Consider the following 19,748-nt stretch of genomic DNA (forward strand, 5'->3'; position numbering starts at 1 on the left):
CGTCAGTCGCCGCGCTTGGCGATCAGCCGCTCGCCGTACTCGATCATCTTGACCGTGTACGCCTCGCTCCACCCCGTCCGACCCGCGATCTGCGCCGGTTCGAGCCGGTCGAACCGCCGCCGGTCGGCCAGCCGCGCCACCGCTATCGCCTGGTAGTCGACGGCACGGTCCGCGGCGGCCCGGAAGGCCTCCGTGAGCTGCGTGGCGCGGTCGAGCATGACCTCGGGGTCGGTGAGGTCGTCCAGGTCGAAGAACCGCTCTTCCTCGCGCTCGAACACGGCGGGTTCGAACAGCAGCCGCGCGGGACGAATGCGTGGCTTCGACGGCTCTGGCGGCATGACTTACTCCTCCTGCGTGTTCGCGGGCCCCCCGTCACAACGATGTGGGCATGCCCACTGGCGTTGCGACTACGCACACGACCGGCCGGTAACCGCGATCTTGCGGGGGCCGTACGTCCCGAACGCTCACGTCAATCATGCACGAGAGGGGCAAATCGCCGCTTGCGGTGATCGATTGCCGGGGTGACGCGTCGTGTCGGCGATGCACCCGCGGCGTCGACGCGCCGGAGCAGGCGACGTAGCGGACCGAGCAGGCGACGTACCCGCGGCAACGGAGCGGCCGCAGACATGCGACGGTTCCCCGACCTGACGGTGGTCGGGGAACCGGCTCGGGTTGTGGGGCACGGACGCTCGCCCGCGTCGCGTTCGCCTGCCCGCGACGTGACAGAGCCCGGCCTGCCGGGCCGGGTCCTGTCGCCGGGGATCGCGCTACGGAGGTCGCGCTTCCCGGATCGCGGCTGCCGACCACTGGGGGGTGGGACCGGCACAGGGATGCCGCGGGAGCGGGGCGTGTGGCGTGGCGGCGCCGGGAAGCCCCAGGGAAGTTCGGTGTGCGTCGGAAGTTCGGTGTGCGTCGGTCGAAGGTCCTTGCGGTACGAAGGTTTTGCCGACGTCGGCGCGTGGTTCACGGCCTGGCCGGCGGGGGGCGGCGGTTGGAGCGAATCGAGCGGACAAGCGACCGAAGTACGTGCGACAGGCTTTGCGGGTGCGGCGACTGCGGCCGGGTTCAGCCGCGTTCAAATGCGCGGTTGTCCCCGGCAGTCCACGTTCCGGCGGTCCACGCGGGCCGGACGGTCCACGGGTCCGCGCGGTCCACACGATCCGCGCGGTTCCGGTCGATCAAGTGGCAGGCAGTGCGCATGCTTCCGGTGGCGCAAGTGGTGCAGTACCGGCCGAGGCGAGTCGGACAAGGGGGAGCCGCTCAGTCAGGAACCTCGGCCGGTACGAATGTGGGGGTCTCTCAGGAGACCCGTGGCCGGGAGTCGGCGAGCATTCTCGCCGCCTCCGCTATGGCGGCCCGCACGTGGTGCAGCGCGGTGAGCCGCCCTTCGGGGCTGGGTGGGACCAGCCACACCAGCGGCCCGTCCTCGCAGTCCGCGGGGGGCACGGTGATCCACGCCCCGCGGCCGTGGTGGCGCGGGCCTACCGCGCGCTGCCGGGCCGCGGGCGTGGCTGTCGCAGGGGGGGACCAGGAACCCGATGCGGCGGTAGCGCCGGTCGGAGATCACCGGTCCCACCGCGACGCGGTGGGCGTACAGGGCTCCCAGGGCCTCGAATCCGAGCCGGTCCTCGACCTCGATGACATCGAAGGTCTCGCCGGCCGCGACAAGGCGCGGAGCGTGCGGGTTCCGGATCATGTCCTGCGGCACCACGGCCGTCCTGCTGCGGTTGACGTCGGCGTTCAACGGAGGCGTCCTCTCTCGTCGGTGCGTGGGCCGTGGTCCGAACCGTGGGTGTCGTTCCTGTCGTTCGTGTCGTTCCTGTCGTGCGGGTCCCCGTCGTGCTGGTGCCTGTCGTGCTGGTGCCTGTCGTGTCCGTGGTTCCTGTCGGAGCTTTCGAACCGACCGAACCTGCCGAATTGTTCGGGAAGTTCGTGTTCCGCGGTGCGATGGTTCCGGGTTCATCGTGAGCTTGTCGGGCAGTTCGTTCGCCGGACGGTGCGGGTGTGCCGTGTCCGGCACCAGGCCTGACGTTGTGTCAGGACGTCCTCCTGTGCGTCCTCCCGTCGTCCTGACATCGATGCAATCAGGTCGGCACCGTGTGTGACGAGGTCGCCGCCGGGGACTCCTGGAGGACTTGTGGAGGACTCTTGGCCCCTAAGGGGCCTCAACCAATAGCGGCACCGGTCCTCAGGCGGCCAGGATCGTGAACCAGCAGCCCTCCCCCTCCTTCTCCTTCCGCAGTCCGGCCCCGGCGACGGCGACGTCGCGGGTGTCGGTGCGGTGCGGGCATGCCCTTCATCACGATGCGCGTGGAGGACGCGGTGCAACGACGAAGCTTTCTTGCCGGTGCCGCCGGCGTGGCCGCAGGAGTAAGTGCGGGCACGCAGGGCCGCGCTGCGGCCGGCACCCGCGATCCCGGCCGCAAATCCGTCCACGGTTCGGGGGCCGCCGACCCCGCGGCGTACGCCCGGACCACCGCCCGCCTGCGCGAGGAGTACTGGACCCAGGAGCCGGCCCACCTGCTGCCCAAGGTGGCGCGGCACGTCCGCACGGGTGCCGGTCTCATGGCCGGCCGACCGGACGCGCGGCTTGCCGCCGCGGTGGCCGAATCGGCGCTGCTGGTCTCCCGCATAGCCTTCTTCGACCTGCAACTGGGCGAAAAGCAGGTCGAATCCTGGCAGGACCTCGCCCTCGCGGCGGCCGACACGGCCGGTGACGGGGCGCTCGGCGCCGCCGTGCTGGGCCACATGGCCTTCGCCCCGGCCTGGTCGGGGCGCGGCAGCGAGGCGCGCGGTCGTCTCGACGCCGCCCGCGACTGTGCGACGCGCGGCGACGCGGGGCCGGTCATCCACGCGTGGCTCGACGCCGTCGCGTCCGAGGCGGAGGTACGCCTCGGCAATCCCGGTGGCGCGTTCCCGCTGCTCGACCGGGCCGCGGACACCCTGCACCCGGCCCGGACCGCGACCGGTTCGTGGTCCGCGTCGGGACCGCCCGCGTGGCTGGACTGGTTCTCGGGGCCGCGCCTCGACGGATTCCGGGGCGCCGCGGAACTCGCGGCCGGGCGTACCGACCATGCGAAGGCCACGCTGCACCGTACGCTCGCGGGGCTCGCCCCCGACGCGGACAAGCAGCGCGCGGTCACGCTGGCGGACCTGGCGGCGGCGTCCGCGGCGGCCCGGGAGCCCGAGGACGCGTGCGGGCTCCTGCACCGCGTCCTGGGGCTCGTGGAGCGCCAGGGCTATGCGACCGCGGTGGACCGGGTGCGCACGGTACGCGCCGCCCTCTCCCCGTGGGCCGGGGAGCCCTTCGTCGCGGAACTGGACGACCGCCTGGCGGCCGGCCACGCCGAGTCCTCCGCGCGTCCGCGCCCTCGTCCCGAGCCGGTCCCAGACCTCCCGGACCTCCCGGACCTTTCCGACGTCGCCGATCTCCCCGGCCCCCCGGATCCGGCCGCCTGACGGCCGTTCCGAGGCGCGCACGGTCAGGGCTTCGCGGAACCCTCGATCCCGCCTGCTTCCACGGGGCCGGACACCTTTGCGGCGGGCCCCTTGCGTGGCGGACACGGCACGCTGCCTCCCCACGATCCGCCGTCGCCGCCGGCCCGGGACCCCCGATCCCGGACCGGCCGCCTTGCACTTCTCACTGCACGTTTTACTGCGTCTCGCTGCACGTCTCACCGCACGTCCGCACGGCTCACTGCGCGATTGACCGCGCCGTCGGCGTCCCCGGGGTGTCCTTCGCGCCGTCCGCGGTCTTCCGGCCGTTGCCACTGCCCTTGCCCTTGCCACTGCCATTGCCGTTGGCACCAGCGCCGGCACCGGTGCCCCTGCCGGTCAAGCGGCCTACCTCGCCCGGGAGTTCGTCGAGCGACGTGAGAAGGACGTCGGCCACCTCGCGCAGCTCGGTGTCGGCCGCGACGAGCATGCCCCACGGGCCGCGCTTGACGTGCGCGGTACGCAGGCCCGCGCGGTGCGCCGGGCGCACGTCGTTGTCGAGGCGGTCGCCGACGTACAGGATTTCGTCGGCCGGGTACGGGCAATCCTCGACCAGCCGCTCGAAGAACTCCGCGTCGGGCTTGACCACGCCCCAGTCGTCGGAGGTCGCGACGAGGTCGACGCCCAGGTCGAGGCCCCGCAGGATCGATCCGGCATTGACGGTCTGGTTTCCGGCGACGCCGAGCCACAGGCCCATGCCCTGCAGGGCTTTGAGGCAGGGCCGGACGTCCTGGTAGAGGTCGTCCTCCCCGAACCATTCCGGGCGCCCCGCGGCGGCCCGGGCGGCGCGTTCGGACTCCAGGTCGAAGCCGGGTCGAAACCGTTGGAAGGTTTCGCGGTAATCGAGGCCCTGGGCCAGCACCATGCCGAAGACCGCGGAGAAGGTGTGTCTGGGCACCCCCAGCCAATCGGCCCAGGTGCCGTACTCACGGCTCTCGTCGACCAGGGTCTCACCCACGTCGAACACCACCGCGTTGATCCTCATGCGACTGCTCCTGCTCCCGTCTCCGGCCCCTTTGGCGGACGCGATTCGGGCGACTCGGGCGACCCGGGTGGCGCGGGACCACCCAGACGGTATCGCGGTACGGGCCGCGGGGGACCGGCTTACCGTGCGTCCTGTTGGGGGGCACGTGGCGGACGGGTGACGGCGCGCGCCCGCGCGGCGGGGGAGTCCGGGGGCCGCGTACGCCGGAGCGCGCCGTTCCGGAACCGGCCCGGGACCGGCCCGGCAGCCCGCCGACCATTGATGACACGTGTCGCACGTGATAGAACCGGTTTCACTTTTGGGGCTCGCTCCCGGGCCTCACGGACCGTACCGGGCCCCGGGCAAACCCGAAGCACCCGTCGCAAACGCGGCACGGATACCGGAGGTTGTCGTGGCCGACTCCGATGAGGTCGCCCGCCCGCAGGTCAGCAACCGCGACCTGAACGAGGTGCACGACCGGCTCGTCTCGTGGCTCGCGGGACGCCTGCCGGACGGGGCCGACCCCCACGTCTCGGAGCTCAGCATCCCCGCGACCAACGGCATGTCCAGCGAGACACTGCTGTTCGACGCGACCTGGACCGAGGACGGCGCGACGCGCGCCGAGCGCTGCGTGGTCCGCATGCGCCCGGCGCTGGAGGCCAAGCCCGTCTTCCCGACGTACGACCTCGACAAGCAGTACCGCGTCATGACCCTCGTGGGCGAGCGCTGCGGCATCCCGGTGCCGAAGCTGCTGTGGAACGAGCCGGACGAGGCACCGCTCGGCGCTCCCTTCTTCGTGATGGGGCGGGCGGACGGCGCCGCACCGCCGGATGTCATGCCGTACACGATCGACAGCTGGCTGCTCAAGGCGGACCCGGCCGACCGCCGCCGCCTGCAGGAGGCGTCCGTCGCGATCGTCGCGGAGATCCACGGCATCGAGGCGACGCCCGAGGAGATCGCGTTCCTGCAGCTGGAGCAGCCCGGCGACTCCGCGCTGCGCCGCCACCTGAACGACCTCAAGGCGTTCTACGAGTGGGGCATCGAGGGGCGCCGCGTACCGCTGCTGGACCGGGCCTTCACCTGGCTGGAGGACAACTTCCCGGAGGACCCGGGCGCCGACGTCATCAGCTGGGGCGACGCGCGCATCGGCAACATCCTGTACGTCGACTTCGCGCCCACCGCCGTCCTCGACTGGGAGATGGCCGCGGTCGGCCCGCGCGAACTCGACCTCGCGTGGATGGTGTTCATCCACGACTTCTTCCAGGACATCGCCACGCGGTACGGCGGCCTGCCGGGCATCCCCGACCTGCTGCGCCGCGAGGACGTCTACGCCCAGTACGAGCGGCTCACCGGCCACACCCCCGTCAACACGCACTACTTCGAGGTGTACTCGGCGGTCCGGCACGGCGTCGTCATGGCCCGCATCGCGCACCGCCAGGAGTTCTTCGGCGAGCGCGTCATGCCGGAGGACCTGGACGAGACCGTCCTGCACCGGGCGCTCATCGAGAAGATGCTCGAAGGCACGTACTGGGACTCGCTCTCGGCCGCAACCGAGTCCGCCGGCACCACGGAGGAGACCGCCCAGTGAACCCGATAGGCCAGTTGATCGCCGCGGACGAGGGCTTCACCCACCAGGTCACCGAGACCTTCGGCTCGGTCGGCACCACCGACCCCTCGTGGACCGAGAAGGTCTGCGCGATGGCGGCGGCCCGCGACGGCAGCCTCCAACTCGGGTTCGGCCTGGGCAAGTACACGAACCGCAACGTCATGGACGGCTATGCGGGTGTGTCGCGCGGCGTCGAGCAGGTGACCGTACGCGCGTCCCGCCGCCTGTCGCCCGAGCCGACGCGCACCGAGATCGGACCGGTCAAGTACGAGGTCCTCGAACCGCTCAAGGTCGTCCGCTTCGTGCTGGAGCCGAACGACGCGCAGCCGATCGCCTTCGACTGGACCTTCGAGGCCGTCGTGCCGCCGGTGTGCGAGGAGCGCACGCACAACCGGCGCGCCTACCGCGTCGCCGCCGACCTGGTGCGCTACCACCAGACCGGGGTGGCGCACGGCTGGGTCGAGGTCGACGGCGAGCGCACCGAGATCACCCCGGACACCTGGGTCTCCACGCGCGACCACTCGTGGGGCACCCGCTACGACGTCGGTACGCCGGCCTCCGACCTGGAGCCGGCCGGCATGCCCGCCTCGGCGTCGTTCCGCATGATCTGGTCCCCGGTGCTGATGGAGCGCCCGGACGGCAGCCGGTACGCGCTGTTCCTGCACTACCAGATCACCACCGCACCCGGGTTCTCCCAGAAGCGCGTCACCGGCGGGGTCGAGCACCCGGACGGACGCGTGGAGGAGTGGGCCGACCTGGTGCCCGAGCTGTCGTACGACCCGGTCAACCGGCGGCTGCGGGGCGGCAAGGTGCACGCCACGATGGCCGACGGCTCGGCGCGTCCGCTGCAGATCGAGGTGGTCTCGGACACCGGCTTCCACCTCGGCGGCGGGCTGTACTTCGGGCTCGACGGTCACCACCACGGCGAGTGGCGCGGCGAGCTCCACGTCGAGGGCGACCGGGTCGCGGACTGCTCGACGCCGGAGCAGGCGCGGCGGCTGCACCAGATCCGCGACACGGTGATCCGCGTCACCGACCCGGTCGGCGGCGGTGTCGGATGGGGCAACTGCCAGCCGATCATCACGGGCGCGGACGCGTCGCTCGGCCTGACCGAGGAGACGTCCTTCATGTAGTCCGGCGGGTGTCCGAGCCCCATGCCGCGGCAGGGTATCGGCGCTGTTCAGACGGCCCGCGCGCGTCCGAACGGGCATCGGTTCGACGCGCGCGGGCCGCCTCCGCTCTTGCGGCCCTGGGAAGTTCACCCGCACGGGTGGTGGTGTGTGATCGGCGACATCCGCCGGACATGCCCCCCTGACTTGCCGGTAGCATGAACCACCGGGGCGATGCTCCGGTGTTCCAGTGCCGGAGGTGCGCCATGACGATCGGGGGGATCGACCCGCCCGTAGGCGCGGGCGCGCGAGATGTGACGCCCCGTCCGGTCGATGCGCGCCCCGACAAGCGCGGGGAAGCCTCGGCCACGAATCCCGACCGGGCGAGCCGTGCCGCCCGCCGCCCCGTGCAGCGGCTGAGCCTCGCCGCCGCGACGTTCCTCATCGGCGGCAACCGCAGACGCAGCCCCGAGGCACTCGAAACGCTGATCCCGCTGGTCCAGGTGCACCGTTCGCACCACCCGAAGGCGGACCTCGCACTGTTGCAACGCGCCTTCGTGGTCGCGGAGTTGTCGCACCGCGGCCAGATGCGCAAGAGCGGCGAGGCGTACATCACGCACCCGCTCGCCGTCGCGACCATCCTCGCCGAGCTGGGCGCGGACACCACCACGCTGGTGGCCGCCCTCCTGCACGACACCGTCGAAGACACCGACCTGACGCTGGACACCGTCCGGGAGTCCTTCGGCGACGACGTCGCGCACCTCGTCGACGGCGTCACGAAGCTGGAGAAGGTCGACTTCAACAACCGGCAGGAGGCCGAGGCCGAGACCATGCGCAAGATCCTCGTGGCCACCGGCCGCGACTTGCGCGTGACGGTCATCAAACTCGCCGACCGGCTGCACAACATGCGGACCATCCGGCACATGCGCCGGGCCAGTCAGATCCGCATCGCCGAGGTCACCCGCGACGTCTTCATCCCGCTCGCCGAGCGCCTGGGCATCCACGTCGTCAAGACCGAGCTGGAAGACATCGTCTTCGCGACGCTGAAACCCGACGAGCACGCCGGCATCGTGCGGGTGCTGGCCGAGCAGGCTGCCGAGCGCGACGAGGCCGCCGCGGCCCTCGCCGGGTCGGTACGCCGCGCGCTGCGCGACGCGGGCATCGACGCGCAGGTCACCCCGCGCTCCCGGCACCACGTCTCGGCCCGCCGCGTCCAGGTGCGCCGCGGCGACGCGCCGCTCGGGCCGTTCGACCTGTCGCGGCTCATGGTCGTCGTCGACGCGGACACCGACTGCTACGGCGCGCTCGGGGTCATGCACACCTGTTGGACGCCGCTCGCGGGGGAGTTCAAGGACTTCATCGCCACCCCCAAGTTCAACCTGTACCAGTCGCTGCACACCGCCATCTCGCTGCCCGGCGGCGAGGTCGTCGAGGTCCTGATCCGCACCCGGCGCATGCACCGCCTCGCCGAGTTCGGCGTCGTCGCGCACACCGCGGAGGACACCGACGGTTCCGACGGCCGGGGCCAGCTGGAGTGGCTGCACCGGCTGTTGACCTGGCAGGGCGGCATCCCCGACGCGACGGCCTTCTGGTCGCAGCTCACCGCCGACCTGTCGGCCGACCGCGAGCTGCTGGTGTTCACTCCTGGAGGCCGCCCGCTGACGCTGCCGGCCGGATCGACGTGCGTCGACGCCGCGTATGCGATCGGCGAGCAGACCGGCCACCGCTGTATCGGCGCACAGGTCAACGGCCGTCTTGTAGCCCTCTCCTCGGTGCTCGCGGACGGCGAGACGGTATCGATCATCACGGCCCCGCCTTCCGGCGCGGGCCCTTCTCGTGAGTGGCTCGGTTTCGTCCGCAGTCCGCTCGCGCGCGTGGCCATCCAGGGCTGGCTGGCCGAGCACCCCGACCCGGCGCCGGACGCCGCCGCGATGCCGACAAGGATGCCGCCGGGGATCCCCGCGGGGATGATCCCCGGGATGCCGGGGCGGCACGAGGCGCCGACCGACCAGTCCTTCGGCAACCTGGCCGCGTCGAGCGAGGCGGCCCCGGCGGTCCTCGCCGAACAGGACGCGGGCGAGACCCTGGTGTCGGTGCCCGGCTCGCCCGGTGCGCCGGTGCGCCTTGCCCGCTGTTGCACCCCGGTACCGCCCGACGAGCTCGCCGGCTTCGTGATCCGGGGCGGCACGGTCGCCGTGCACCAGCGCGACTGCGCGAACGTGCAGCAGATGATCCGGGCCGGGCGCGACATCGTGACGGCGGCGTGGCTGCCGCATCAGGCCGAGCGCGGTTACCGCGTCACGGTCCAACTCGAAGCGCTCGACCGGCCCAGGCTCCTGGCCGACGTCACCGCCGCGATCGACGCGGCGGGGGCGGACATCACGTCGGCGTCGATCGCGCCGCCGCAGCAGATGCGGGTGCGGCAGACGTACACGATCCGTCTGGCGGACCTGGCCAGCCTCCCGCGCCTGCTGAAGGCACTGCGGCGCGTGCAGGGTGTGTACGACGTCTATCGCGCGCGGCCGAGGATCCACCCGAGGGTCGCGGAGTCCCCGGGCGAGGTGTAGCGCCGACGAGGGACGGCTCCGGGCGAGGCACCGCCCTGGGCGGGGGCCGGAAAGCGCATCGGTGTTCGCCGCTCGCGGGCCGGGGCTCTTATGCCTCGGTGACGCCGACGCCGCGCAGTTGGTCGTTGAAGCGCGCGAGGTGGTCCGCGAGGACGTCCAGTTCCTCGGGCGGCCAGGTGGAGAAACGGTCCTCCAGGACGGCGATGGTACGTCGGCGCGCGTCGGCGAGGCGGTCGCGGCCGTCCTCGGTGAGCGTGATCAGGTGCGAGCGCCGGTTGGCCGGGTCGGTCGTACGGGCGATCGCGCCGGCTTCCTCGAGCGCGGTCAACTGCCGGCTGACGGTCGTCTTGTCGAGGCTGAGCTTGCAGGACAGTTCCTTGCCGGTCGACGTCCCGCGCTCCTCCAGGATCGCCAGGAGGTGGAACTCCGCCTGGGTGATGCCCGCCGCGTGCAGCGGGGGAGCCATCAGCCCGCGCAGCAGCCGCGTGGCGGCACCGACCTCACGCACCACGCGACGCCCCGCACTGTCTCTCACGGCCGTCTGCACTCGCTCGCCCACGTCGACACCCTCACCACCGACAACGCTGCCGAACACAGCGTGCCTTACAACGGTTGCTGAACACAACTGCGAGGGTCGAACGTGTGGGTGAACATACGCCGCGGCCCCGCCTGGCCCCGGCTCGGGCGTGTCCGGGGCCAGGCGGAGGAGCGGACGGGACGCATGCGGCGACCGGAGTTCCGGTCGCGCCCGGCGCTACTCGGCGGGCCAGCTGCGGAGGTGGTCGGGGAGGTCGCGGCTGACGGTGAGCCCGAAGTTCGGCGGGCGCTTCTCCAGGAACGCCAGGACGCCTTCCCGGGCGTCCTCCGACTGGCCGGCCCAGTGCAGCGCGCGCGACTCGAGCCGGTGCGCGGTCCAGGGGTCGGGTTCGGACTGCATGCCCCACAACAGCGCGCGGGTGACCGCGACGGCCACCGCGGGTGTGCGCTCCGCGATGCCGTGGGCGATCTCGTACGCGCGGTCGAGCAGGTCCTCCGGAGCGACGATCTCGCGTACGAGCCGGGCCTCGTGGGCCTCGGCGGCGTCGAACACGCGTCCCGTGAAGCACCATTCGAGCGCGCGGTCGATGCCGACGACCTTGGGCAGGAACCACGTCGAGCAGCCGTCGGGGGTGATGCCCCGGCGCGCGAAGACGAAGCCGAAGCGCGCGTCGGAGGAGGCGATCCGGATGTCCATCGGCAGTGTCATGGTCGCGCCGACGCCGACCGCCGGGCCGTTGACGGCGGCGATGAGCGGCTTCGTGGAACGGAAGAGCCGCATCACGAGTTTGCCGCCGTCGTCGCGGAAGTCCTCGGGGGCGGGTTCCGGTTCGCCCGTCACCGCGGCATGCGCGGTCGCGTCGAAGGTCTGCGCGCCCTGTTCGAGGTCGGCGCCCGCGCAGTACGCCCGGCCGCTGCCGGTGAAGACCACCACGCGGATGTCGTCGTCGGCGTCCGCCCGGTCCAGGGCGTCGGAGATCTCCGCGCGCATCCGGAACGTGTAGGCGTTCATCCGGTCCGGACGGTCCAGCCGAACGGTGAGGATCCCGTCCTTGGCTTCCGTGGCGATCTGCTCGTACTCCATAGGGCGGCTCCTCCGACGCGGGCGACCTGACGAACGCTCGCTCAACACCCTGCCGTGTCCCGTCGTGGCACGCCAGCCCTTGGAGCGAAACAGGCGGTTGCCGGGAAAACTGTTCTGGTACGCCGCCTGCCGGACTACTGTGGTGCCGCTCCACCCCGGGTCCCCGCAACGCGTGAACAGGCATGGCGTATGGCCAGGAGGTGCAGGCGAATGCTCGACCGCACGCAGGCATTGGCGGAACTGACCGCCCCGGACTCGGTGTTCGCCATCGTCGACAGTGATCGTGGCGGCGGTCGGTCCGGCGATCAGAGCAGCAACCACGGCAGCGGCCGGTGGCGGGAGTACGCCTCCGCGCCCGCGACGCTCCGCACGGTCTTCGAGGGGACGGCCGCCTTCGGGACCGCCGACGCGCTCGTCCACGAGACAGGCCGCATCAGCTACGACGAACAGCTGCGGTTGGTCGCCCATTTGGCGCGCCACCTCGCTGAGGAGTTGGGCGTGCGCAAGGGCGACCGGGTCGCCATCGCGATGCGCAACCACCCCGAGTGGGTCCTCGCGTTCTGGGCCACGCAGGTCCTGGGCGCCGTCGCCGTACCGCTCAACGCGTGGTGGACAGCCGACGAACTCGGGTACGCGCTGGCCGACTCCGGCACGTGTGTACTGGTCGCCGACGGCGAGCGCGCCGACCTGCTCGCGGCGGCGGAGGAGGACGTGGTCCCGACGAGTGTGCGTGCCGTCCTTGTCGCGCACCCGGAAGGCCCGATGCGGCCGGGCATGACCGACCTGTCGGCGGCGTTGACCCGATGGTCCGACCCCTGCCCGCTGCCCGCGGCCGAGATCGCACCGGACGACGACGCGACGATCATCTACACGTCGGGCACGACTGGCCGTTCCAAGGGCGCTGTCGGTACGCAGCGCAACCACACCACCAACCTGCACACCATCCAACTGCTCCAGGCCGTGCAGTTGGCCCGCGCGGGCGTACCACCGGAGATGCTGACCAAGGGCATGCCCGCGTTCTACGCCGCGGCGCCCGACATGCCCCGGCCGAGCGCGCTCCAGGTCTACCCCTTCTTCCACATCGCCGGACTCGTCGGCATGTACGCCGCCGCCGGCCAGGGCGCGAAGCTCTCCCTGATGCGCCGCTGGGACACCGAACGCGCCCTCCAGCTCATCGAATCGGAGCACGTCACGAGCGCGACGATGGTCCCCACGCTGCTGCGCCGCCTGCTGGAGTCCCCGGCGCGCGGAAAGTACGACCTGTCGTCCCTGCTCAGCCTCGGCGCCGGCGGCGCGCCGGTGCCCCCGGACCTGGTGGACGGCGTGGGCCGGATGTCCGGCCGCGCGGTGTCGCCGCTCAACGGCTACGGCACGACCGAGACGACCAGCGCCGTGGTGGCCAACTCGGGCGAGGAGTACTACGCGCACCCGGACAGCGTGGGCCGCCCGGTCCCGGTGGTCGACGTCGCGGTCGTCGACCCGGCGACCGGGCGCGAGGTGGCGCGGGGCGAGACCGGGGAGCTCCGCTTCCGGGGGCCGCACATCGCTCGCGGATACTGGAACAGGCCGGAGGAGAGCGCGAGTTGCTTCCCCGGCGGATGGTTCCGCACCGGTGACCTCGGGTACGTCGACGGCGACGGGCTGGTCTACGTGGTCGACCGGCTCAAGGACGTCATCATCCGGGGCGGCGAGAACGTCTACTCGGCGGAGGTCGAGGCGGTGCTCTTCGAGCACCCGGCGGTCGCGGACGTCGCGGTGGTGGGCGTACCGCACCGCCAACTGGGCGAGGAGGTCGCGGCGGTCGTCGAGACGCAGCCGGGAGCGGTGGTGTCCGCGGCGGAGTTGCGCGGGCACGTGGCGGGGCGGCTGGCGGCGTTCAAGGTCCCGACGATCGTGCGGTTCAGCGAACGGCCGCTGCCGCGCAACGCGGTGGGCAAAGTGCTGAAGCGCGAGCTGCGGGAGATGCTCACGTTGTGAGCCGGGCCGGGCGGGCCCTGCCTGAGCGACCTGAGCAGACCGACCCGACCCGAGCTGAGTCCACCCGGGCCGAAGTGAGTCCACTCGGGCCGAACGGAGTCGACCCGAGCCGAGCTGAGTCCACACGAGCCGAGCCGACTGCACCCGGCGGCGAGCGGGCCGGTTCAGCCGGTCCGCTGTGGGCGCGTCATGCGGCGTTCCCAGAAGGCCAGTTCCTCGAGCGCCTCGATGACATAGCGGTGATCGCCGTCAAGGGCCTCGGTCATGTCCAGGACCAGTTCTCGGAGCAGCCGGACCGCTTCGTCGGCGTCGCCCGACCGCCCGGTGTGCAGGGCCAGTTCGCGCCGTACCTTGAACGTGTCGATGTCGGTGGGTCCGTGGACGCGCACGTACGCGGGCACCAGTTCGCGCAGCAGCAGGGCCGCGGCGGTGGGGTCCCCGGCCTTGGCCGTCCAGTGCGCGAGGTTGCGGCGTACGCCCAGGGTGTCCGGGTGCTCGCGGCCGCGTACGCGCGTGTAGTCCGCGACGAGTTGGCGCAGCACTTTCACCGCGGTGTGGTGCTCGCCGGACCGCCCCAGGTGGTAGGCGAGGTCGTCGCGCACACCGAGCGTGCGTGGGTGGTCGTGGCCGAACACCCGGTTGTGCTCCGGCAGTAGCTCACGCAGCAGGGCGACCGACTCCTTCGGTGCGCGACCGGGGACCTCGGCCATGCGGCGGGCCAGTTCCTCGGCCTGCACGGGCACGGAGGGCACGCGTACCGGCGGGAGCGGCGGCACGGCCTCGATCAGGCGGCGTACCTCGGCGGCGCTCTGCGGGCGGTCGTCGGGATGCTTCGCGAGCAGCGCCAACACCATCTCGCACGCCTCGTCGGGGAGGTCGTCGCGGACCCGGGCGGGGGACTCGGCGGCTACGTGCACGTGCCGGAAGAGCAGGCTCGGTACGTCGCCGAATCCGAACGGCGGGAGTCCGGTGAGGAGTTCGTACAGCAGGCAGCCGGTCGAGTAGAGGTCGGAGCGGGCGTCGGCCGGCTGGCCGTTGGCCTGTTCCGGCGACATGTAGGCCGCGGTGCCGAGCACCGCGCCCGGCCGGGTGAGCGTGGCCCCGGCGGCCAGGGCCTTCATGGAGCGGGCGATGCCGAAGTCGAGGACCTTCAGCACGCCTTTGTCGCTGGCCATGATGTTCGCGGGCTTGATGTCGCGGTGCAGCACCTCGGCGTCGTGCGCGACCTCCAGCGCGTCGCACAACTGACGCGCCAGGTCGAGGACGCGCGCCAGCGGGAGGGGGGACTCGTCGGCGACGACCTTGGCGAGCGAGCGGCCGGGGACCAGTTCCATCGTGACGTACACGGCTTCGCGTACCGGCTCGTCGGGGGTGGCGGGCCCGTGGTGCGAGAGGGGACGCGCCGGGGCCGTCGGCGGCGTGTGCGGGTCGTCGGGATCGGCGGCCTGCAGCAGTCCGGTGCCGAAGTCGTACACGGTGACGATGTGGGGGCTCGACAGGGTGCCCGCGGTTCGCGCCTCGCGGGCGAAGCGGTCGGCCGCGCCGGGGATGCCGTACATGTCGCGCAGCAACTTGACCGCCACATACCGGTGCATGTGGGTGTCGCGGGCACGCCAGACCACGGCCATACCGCCGGAGCCGAGCTCCTCGATCAGCCGGTACCGGCCGGCGAGCCACCACTCACCCACGCGCCGCTCGCCTCCCCGTCTTGTTGTTTCCCGTCGTGATTGTCCCGCAGCGGGGGGCGTGGGGGGAGGACAGCGGGGTGACAGCGGGCAGACAGCGAGGGTGAATTCCCAAACGTTATGGAGAGTGCATGCGAAGCGCGCATTTTGATCGGATATAGGGTGATCACGGATCGACCCGCACCACGGTACGGAGGCAACCCGGTGGGCCACGCGGCAGGTGACGCCCACTGGTTCCTGCGCGCACTCGCCCCGCGCCGGGCACCGATTCCCTGGGCCGCGGCCGGGCGCGCGGCACTCGCGCTGGCCGGGCCGCTGGCGATCGGCGTGGCCGCCGACGAGGTGGCGTACGGCGTGCTGGCCTCGCTCGGCGCCCTCAACATGGTCGTGCTCGACCGCGACGAGGCGTACCGGCTCCGGATCATCCGCATGGTGCCCCCGCAACTCGCCGGAGCGCTCGGCATCGTGATGGGTCATCAGACGGCTGACCGGGGCTGGACGACGGTGCTCGTGCTGGTCGCGACCGCGTTCGTCTCCGGTGTCATCAGCCCCGTCGGCGGCATCGCGTCGTCGTGCGGGCTCATGCTGCTGCTCATGACGGTGGTCGGCACCGGGGTGCCGATGCCGGACCCGTGGTGGCTGCCGCCGGTGCTGCTGGTGACCGGCGGCGCGGGGGTCCTGCTGCTCGCGTTGGTGGCGTGGCCGTGGCGGCGCGGGCGCCCGGAGCGCGCCGCAGTCGCCGAGGTGTACTACGCGGCCGCCGACCGCTTGCGCGCCGCCGGGCGTCCCGGTCGGCCGCTGCCGGGCGCGGGGCACGACATCGGGGCGGCGATCGACCAGGCGTACGACGTCCTGGTGCGCCACCGGGCCGGCTCACCCGGGCGGGATCCGGCGACGCAGCACCTGATGATCCAGCTCAACGCGGTCAATCCGATCCTGGAGGCGATCGCCGCGCTGGTGCGCGAGGCGCCGGTGGACCCGAAGTTCGCGGAGGCCATCACGCGTCTGGGCGATGCCGTCGCGACGGGACGGGACGTCGCGGTGGAGCCGGGGTTCGTGCCCAGGACGCCCGCCGAGACGGCGATGCGGGCGGCGCTCCGGCACGCGGCCGGACGGCTGGCCCCGCCGCCCCCGGACGCGACGGGCGTGTTCGCGCACGACCCCGACTCCCTCGGGGTGCCGCACATGGCGTGGGGGCCGCGCGCGGGGCTGCGGAACATGGCGACGGTGGTGGCCAGTCGGGCGGCGTGGACGTACGGCGCGCGGCTGGCGCTGTGCATCGGGATCGCGTCGGTGCTCGTCCAGGTCGCCGATCTGCCGCGCTCGTACTGGGTGGCGCTGACCATCACGTTCGTGCTGAAGCCGGACTTCGGTTCGGTGTTCGTACGCGGGGTGCTGCGGGCGGCCGGCACGCTGGTCGGCGTCGCGGTCGCGGCCGCGCTGCTGACGTACGTCCCGCGCGGCTGGCCGGATGTCCCGGTCGTCGCGGTGCTCGGATTCCTGCTGCCGATCGCGACGTCGCGCAGCTACGGGATGCAGACGGCGGCGATCACCCCGCTGATGCTGCTGTTCACCGACCAACTCGGGCACGGGGGTGTCGGCGGGCTGGTTCCGGCGCGCACGCTCGACACGTTGCTGGGCTGCGCGATCGTGCTGGTGTTCGGCTACCTGTTGTGGCCGGACGGGCGGCGGACGCGGCTGCGGGAGATGGTGGCGGGGGCCGCGGAGGCGAACGGCGCGTACCTGCGGCTGCTGCTCGCGGAGGGGGAAGGGGGCCGGGCCGGGCGGTCGCGGGCGAGGCGGCGGGCGTACAACACGCTGACGGGGGCGCGCACCGCGTTCCAGCAGGCGTTGGCGGAACCACCGCCGACGTCGCGCCGGGCGGCGGCCTTCTGGCCGGTCCTGGTCGCGGTGGAGCGCATGACCGATTCGATCTCGGCCTCGTCGGCGTACGTCGACGGCGGCGCCCCGGTGCCGGACCAGGACACCGTGGACGCGGTCGCGGAGCGGATCGACGCTTTTGCCCGGGCAGTTGGCCAGGGACGACCGGTGGAGGCAGTGCCGGACAGGCAAGTTGACCCGCCGTCGGCAGTCTCCGCGGACAGCAGGGCCCTGCGGCACGGCGCGTCGGCGGACCACGTCACCACCGAGGGCTCCGCGCTGCTCAACGGCGTGCGCATGGATGTGGAGACCGCCTGCACGCTGTACGACCAGGCGCTCCCCGGCGCCCGGATGGGATGATCGGCGCGAGAACGCCGCCGCGGTCCTTTCGCCGCAAGGGCGTTGGTGTCCGTGCACGTGGAGGTCGCCTTGCCCGGTCCCGTCACCGTCGTCCACGCGAGCGACGAGCCGCCCGCCTCGTGGGACGCAAGCGTGTTCCTCGCCGGACCGAGCCCGCGCAGTGCCGACGTCGCCTCCTGGCGGCCGGCCGCGGTCGAGCTGATCCGGCGTCAGTGGGTGGGGCCCGGCGAGTTGGTGGTCTTCGTCCCCGAACCCGCCGACGGACGGCCGTGGGCCGACTACGACGATCAGCGCCTGTGGGAGCTGCGTTGGCTGGGCGTCGCGGACCAGGTGGTCTTCTGGGTGCCACGCGACCTCGCGACGCTGCCCGGGCTCACCACCAACGACGAGTGGGGCTGGACCAAGGACGGCGGGCGCGCCGTGTTCGGTTCGCCGCCGGGTGCGGCGAAGGTTCGCTATCAGCGCGAGTACGCGCGCGACCACGGCGTGCCGACGGCCGACAGCCTGGCGGAGACGCTGCGCATCGCGCTGGACCGGATCGGGGCGGGGGAGCGCCGGTCCGCGGGGGAGCGCGACGTACCGCTGCTGGTGTGGACGACGCCGGTCTTCCGGGCCTGGTACGCGGGCCTGCGCAAGGCCGGCAACACCCTGCTGGGGGCCCGACTCGTGTGGACCTTCCGGGTCGACGAGGGGCGGACCGTCGTGTACTCGGCCGTGCACGTCTCCGTCGCGATCGCGGCGGAGGGCGGGCGCGTGAAGGCCAATGAAGTGGTCCTGTCGCGGCCCGACATCAGTGCCGTGCTGCTCTATCGGCGTGCCCCGGACGTGCGGGACACCCGGCTGGTGCTGGTTCGCGAGTTCCGCGCGCCCGGCCTGGCGCGGGACGGCTACGTGCGCGAACTGCCGGGCGGTTCGGCGTCGTACGACGTCGCGCCGCAGGACCGCGCGCTGGCCGAGGTGCGCGAGGAGACCGGGCTCGGCCTAGCCGCCGAACGCCTGCGCGGGCACGGGGTCCGCCAGGTCGCGGCATCGTCGTCCGCTCATCGCGCCTGGCTCTACTCGGCCGAACTGACCGACCGGGAAATGGAGTTGCTGGGCGCCGACGGCTCAGCGCACGGCGAGGGCGGGGCGGGCGGGGAGGAGCGCACGTACGTCGAGGTCACGACGTACGGCGAACTCCTCGGCTCCGACGGGGTCGACTGGACCACCGTCGGAATGGTCGCCCAGATTCTCGCGGACCTGGGCGGCCCATCGGCGCCGGAGGACGGCGCGGGTCAGTAGGGCAGGCCGTCGCGGTGCGCGGCACTGCACGGGGTGTGGCGCTCGACCATGTAGGTCACGCCGTCGAACACCGTCAGGCGGCCGCCCATCGGGTCGCCTCCCGCCGGAACCTCCACGAGTGTGCGCGGGTGCAGTGCCGCGAGGTACGGCTCGCCGCACAGTCGGCATTGCGCGGGAATCGTACGGTTCGAGTGCGTCCTCTTCATGGCGTTACCCCCTCCGGGTGCGCTCGGCGCGACTGCGGAATCCGGTGACGTTCCGCGTCGGCCAGGTCTTGTTCACCTTGTGTTCATCTTGATGTCGACTGCAATACTCCATGTTCCCGACAGAAATGTCAACTCGGTTGGCCTACGCGGTGGGCCGATCGATATGACATCCTGACGTTGTGGATCAGAGCGAAGCCGCCGAAGACCTCGCCAAGGCGGCCAGGACGTACCGGCGCACCGAGAAGGCGCACGAGGAAGCCCGCCAGGCCCTCAAGCAGGCCGCGGTCGCCGCGGTCAAGGCGGGCGTCAAACAGTCCGAAGTGGTCAAGACGACCGGCTGGACGCGCGAGTACCTGCGCAGACTCCGCAAAGGCGGCGGGGCCGACGGCTCCGGTCCGTCAGCCGACGACGCCAAGCCGAAGAAGTAGCCGCGCCGCGATCCGGTCGCCGTACGAACGATCGAATTCGCGCCGCGCCACGTGTACGCGCGCGAGATACGCACCGACGGCGGCGCCGGCGGTGTTCATCAGCACGTCGTCGACCGACGAGACGCGGCCCATGTCGAGCACGTACTGCGCGGTCTCAAGCAGTCCCGAGACCACCGCGCCGAGGAGCGCAATGCGCGGCACACCCGCGAACCCGGGCCACCGCAGCGGCAGGAAGAAGCCGAGCGGCACGAACACCACCAGGTTCGCGCCGACTTGCACGAAGACGTCCACCGGCGTGCTCGTGAGCGTCGCCGCCAGGTCGCGCAACGGCACCGCGCTCACCGCGCGTTCGCCGTACGCGGGGGTCAGGATCATCCACATCCACGGCAGCGTGCCCGCCGCGATCCCCGCCTCCGCCGCGGTGAAGCGCAACGCCTCGGCGGGATCCCGTCCCTGACGGACCCTCAGCCGGACACCCAGCACGCAGGCCCCCGCAACGAGCGGAATGACCGCCCCCCACACCAGCAGGACCCCGCCCCACGACTCCCACACCTGACGCACGCGCTCG

15 protein-coding genes and 1 pseudogene are annotated in these 19,748 nt (G+C 72.2%); 8 read left to right on the forward strand and 8 right to left on the reverse strand.

From position 1 onward, the window contains the following. Window positions 1–2: 2 nt before the first annotated feature. On the reverse strand, window positions 3–338 hold the full coding sequence (locus ACWD12_RS29615; RefSeq protein ID WP_358349229.1) for a hypothetical protein: 336 nt from the start codon (window positions 336–338) through the stop codon (window positions 3–5). 961 nt (window positions 339–1,299) lie between these two features. Further along, window positions 1,300–1,446 carry a hypothetical protein gene (locus tag ACWD12_RS29620; RefSeq protein ID WP_450102133.1) on the reverse strand — a complete coding sequence of 49 codons (147 nt, stop codon included), beginning with the start codon at window positions 1,444–1,446 and terminating at the stop codon, window positions 1,300–1,302. Window positions 1,447–2,289: 843 nt separating this feature from the next. On the opposite strand from ACWD12_RS29620, the gene ACWD12_RS29625 reads away from it, so the two are divergent. Continuing rightward, complete coding sequence (locus tag ACWD12_RS29625) at window positions 2,290–3,459, forward strand: transcriptional regulator (protein ID WP_450102134.1); 1,170 nt, start codon at window positions 2,290–2,292, stop codon at window positions 3,457–3,459. 379 nt (window positions 3,460–3,838) lie between these two features. Here ACWD12_RS29625 and ACWD12_RS29630 read toward each other — a convergent pair. Next, window positions 3,839–4,480, reverse strand: a pseudogene (locus ACWD12_RS29630) (HAD family hydrolase); the annotation flags it as partial. Window positions 4,481–4,871: 391 nt separating this feature from the next. Between ACWD12_RS29630 and ACWD12_RS29635 the strand changes: the two are divergent. From ACWD12_RS29635 to ACWD12_RS29645, 3 genes are all read left to right on the forward strand, one after another. Then, window positions 4,872–6,047 carry a phosphotransferase family protein gene (locus tag ACWD12_RS29635; protein ID WP_358349238.1) on the forward strand — a complete coding sequence of 392 codons (1,176 nt, stop codon included), beginning with the start codon at window positions 4,872–4,874 and terminating at the stop codon, window positions 6,045–6,047. Then, a complete protein-coding gene (locus ACWD12_RS29640) occupies window positions 6,044–7,198 on the forward strand; it encodes a hypothetical protein (protein ID WP_450102135.1) in 1,155 nt (384 codons plus the stop codon). The genes ACWD12_RS29635 and ACWD12_RS29640 overlap by 4 nt, the downstream gene beginning before the upstream one ends. Before the next feature lie 242 nt (window positions 7,199–7,440). Further along, a complete protein-coding gene (locus ACWD12_RS29645) occupies window positions 7,441–9,741 on the forward strand; it encodes a RelA/SpoT family protein (RefSeq protein WP_450102136.1) in 2,301 nt (766 codons plus the stop codon). A gap of 88 nt (window positions 9,742–9,829) precedes the next feature. Here the strand turns inward: ACWD12_RS29645 and ACWD12_RS29650 are convergent, their stop codons facing one another. Both ACWD12_RS29650 and ACWD12_RS29655 read right to left on the reverse strand, forming a co-directional pair. Next, entirely contained in the window at window positions 9,830–10,252 is a 423-nt protein-coding gene (locus tag ACWD12_RS29650; protein ID WP_358349247.1) for a MarR family winged helix-turn-helix transcriptional regulator, read from the reverse strand. A 243-nt stretch (window positions 10,253–10,495) separates the two neighbouring features. Further along, complete coding sequence (locus ACWD12_RS29655; RefSeq protein ID WP_358349250.1) at window positions 10,496–11,362, reverse strand: enoyl-CoA hydratase-related protein; 867 nt, start codon at window positions 11,360–11,362, stop codon at window positions 10,496–10,498. Between the two features lie 210 nt (window positions 11,363–11,572). Between ACWD12_RS29655 and ACWD12_RS29660 the strand changes: the two genes are divergently transcribed. Then, window positions 11,573–13,339 (forward strand): class I adenylate-forming enzyme family protein, encoded by a 1,767-nt coding sequence (locus ACWD12_RS29660; protein WP_450102137.1) that lies wholly within the window; start codon window positions 11,573–11,575, stop codon window positions 13,337–13,339. Between the two features lie 164 nt (window positions 13,340–13,503). Here the strand turns inward: ACWD12_RS29660 and ACWD12_RS29665 are convergent, their stop codons facing one another. Then, a complete protein-coding gene (locus tag ACWD12_RS29665; RefSeq protein ID WP_450102138.1) occupies window positions 13,504–15,027 on the reverse strand; it encodes a protein kinase domain-containing protein in 1,524 nt (507 codons plus the stop codon). A gap of 201 nt (window positions 15,028–15,228) precedes the next feature. On the opposite strand from ACWD12_RS29665, the gene ACWD12_RS29670 reads away from it, so the two are divergent. Both ACWD12_RS29670 and ACWD12_RS29675 read left to right on the forward strand, forming a co-directional pair. Beyond that, a complete protein-coding gene (locus ACWD12_RS29670) occupies window positions 15,229–17,265 on the forward strand; it encodes an FUSC family protein (RefSeq protein ID WP_450102139.1) in 2,037 nt (678 codons plus the stop codon). A 69-nt stretch (window positions 17,266–17,334) separates the two neighbouring features. Further along, a complete protein-coding gene (locus ACWD12_RS29675) occupies window positions 17,335–18,546 on the forward strand; it encodes an NUDIX hydrolase (protein ID WP_450102140.1) in 1,212 nt (403 codons plus the stop codon). Here ACWD12_RS29675 and ACWD12_RS29680 read toward each other — a convergent pair. Further along, a complete protein-coding gene (locus ACWD12_RS29680) occupies window positions 18,540–18,752 on the reverse strand; it encodes a hypothetical protein (RefSeq protein WP_358349262.1) in 213 nt (70 codons plus the stop codon). The two genes, ACWD12_RS29675 and ACWD12_RS29680, sit on opposite strands and share 7 nt — an antisense overlap. Window positions 18,753–18,931: 179 nt before the next feature. Here ACWD12_RS29680 and ACWD12_RS29685 point away from each other — a divergent pair, with 179 nt between their 5' ends. Then, entirely contained in the window at window positions 18,932–19,180 is a 249-nt protein-coding gene (locus ACWD12_RS29685; RefSeq protein ID WP_358349264.1) for a hypothetical protein, read from the forward strand. Here the strand turns inward: ACWD12_RS29685 and ACWD12_RS29690 are convergent. Then, on the reverse strand, window positions 19,151–19,741 hold the full coding sequence (locus ACWD12_RS29690; protein WP_450102141.1) for a VanZ family protein: 591 nt from the start codon (window positions 19,739–19,741) through the stop codon (window positions 19,151–19,153). The genes ACWD12_RS29685 and ACWD12_RS29690 overlap by 30 nt on opposite strands. Window positions 19,742–19,748 lie beyond the last annotated feature (7 nt).

The organism is Streptodolium elevatio, assembly GCF_053592165.1.